General features: G+C 68.8%; 1 protein-coding gene and 1 pseudogene. Both read right to left on the minus strand.

What is annotated here, in order from left to right; genetic code table 11:
- A partial coding sequence (locus tag ACH4S8_RS45095) for a 2-oxoacid:ferredoxin oxidoreductase subunit beta (protein ID WP_398405179.1) occupies nucleotides 1–990 on the minus strand: 990 nt, incomplete at its 3' end.
- Nucleotides 983–1,836 (minus strand): annotated as a pseudogene (locus ACH4S8_RS45100) (2-oxoglutarate ferredoxin oxidoreductase subunit alpha); the annotation flags it as partial. The pseudogene ACH4S8_RS45100 and the gene ACH4S8_RS45095, both read right to left, overlap by 8 nt.

Raw genomic sequence — 1,836 nt, forward strand, 5'->3', positions numbered from 1 at the left:
GGCCATCTGGGTGTCGTAGACGGGGCGGTCGACCGAGCGGAACACTCCGATGGGGGTGTGGTGCAGGGTGTCGGGGTCGGCGAGGCGGGACAGTGCGAACGCGGTGGTCGGGGACGCGGTGTGGGCGTCGTGGATGAGGACGTCGGTCTCGTTGTCCGGGGTGAGGGTGACGACCCGCAGGTCGCCGGTGGCCGGGTCGCGCACGACGCCGCGGGAGTTGTCGGTGCCGAAGCGGATGGGCTGTCCGTGGTCGAGGCGGATGACGGCTTCCTGGGCCTGTTGGCGGTCCTTGAGGATCTCGAAGGCGCCGTCGTTGAAGATGTTGCAGTTCTGGTAGATCTCGACCAGGGCGGTGCCGGGGTGGGCGGCGGCCTGGCGCAGGACGTCGGTGAGGTGTTTGCGGTCGGAGTCGATGGTCCGGGCGACGAAGGAGGCTTCGGCGCCGATGGCCAGGGACACCGGGTTGAAGGGGGCGTCCAGGGAGCCCATGGGGGTGGATTTGGTGATCTTGCCGATTTCGGAGGTGGGGGAGTACTGGCCTTTGGTAAGGCCGTAGATCCGGTTGTTGAAGAGCAGGATCTTGAGGTTGACGTTGCGGCGCAGGGCGTGGATGAGGTGGTTGCCGCCGATGGACAGGGCGTCGCCGTCGCCGGTGACGACCCAGACGGACAGGTCGCGGCGGGAGGAGGCGAGGCCGGTGGCGATGGCGGGGGCGCGGCCGTGGATGGAGTGCATCCCGTAGGTGTTCATGTAGTACGGGAAGCGGGAGGAGCAGCCGATGCCGGAGACGAAGACGATGTTCTCCTTGGCCAGGCCGAGTTCGGGCATGAAGCCCTGGACGGCGGCGAGGATCGCGTAGTCACCGCAGCCGGGGCACCAGCGCACTTCCTGATCGGACTTGAAGTCCTTCATGGACTGCCTGGCCTCGGCCTTGGGGACGAGAGAGAGCGCCTCGATCGTGCCCGGGCCGTCCGTCGACGTGTCAGCCATCGATGGCCTCCTTGAGAGCCGTGGCGAGCTGTTCGGCCTTGAAGGGCATGCCGTTGACCTGGTTGTAGGAGTGCGCGTCCACCAGGTATCTGGCCCGCACCAGGGTGGCGAGCTGGCCGAGGTTCATCTCGGGGATCACCACCTTGTCGTAACGCCTCAGCACGCTTTCGAGGTTGCGCGGGAAGGGGTTGAGGTGGCGCAGATGGGCCTGCGCGATGTGCTCGCCCGCGGTGCGCAGCCGGCGGACCGCGGCGGTGATGGGCCCGTACGTCGAACCCCAGCCCAGGACAAGGGTGGTGGCCGCCGTGCCGGTGCCCGCGGTGGGGTCGTCGACCTCGAGGTCCGGGACGTCGATGCCGTCGATCTTGGCCTGGCGGGTGCGGACCATGAAGTCGTGGTTGGCGGGGTCGTAGGAGATGTTGCCGCTGCCGTCCTGCTTCTCGATCCCGCCGATGCGGTGTTCCAGTCCCGGGGTTCCCGGGACGGCCCAGGGGCGGGCGAGGGTCTGCGGGTCGCGCTTGTAGGGCCAGAACACCTCGGTGCCGTCGTCCAGGACGTGGTTGGGTCCCTGGGCGAACTGCACGCGCAGGTCGGGCAGTTCGTCGATCTCGGGGATGCGCCAGGGCTCGGAGCCGTTGGCCAGGTAGCCGTCGGACAGCAGGAAGACCGGTGTGCGGTAGGTCAGGGCGATCCGGGCCGCCTCCATCGCCGCGTCGAAGCAGTCGGCCGGGGTCCGCGGTGCCACGATCGGTACCGGGGCCTCGCCGTTGCGCCCGTACATCGCCTGCAGCAGGTCGGCCTGCTCGGTCTTGGTCGGCAGCCCGGTCGACGGACCGCCGCGCTGGA

Origin of the sequence: Streptomyces sp. NPDC021080 (genome assembly GCF_044333225.1) — a bacterium.
In the GTDB taxonomy this organism is placed as follows: domain Bacteria; phylum Actinomycetota; class Actinomycetes; order Streptomycetales; family Streptomycetaceae; genus Streptomyces.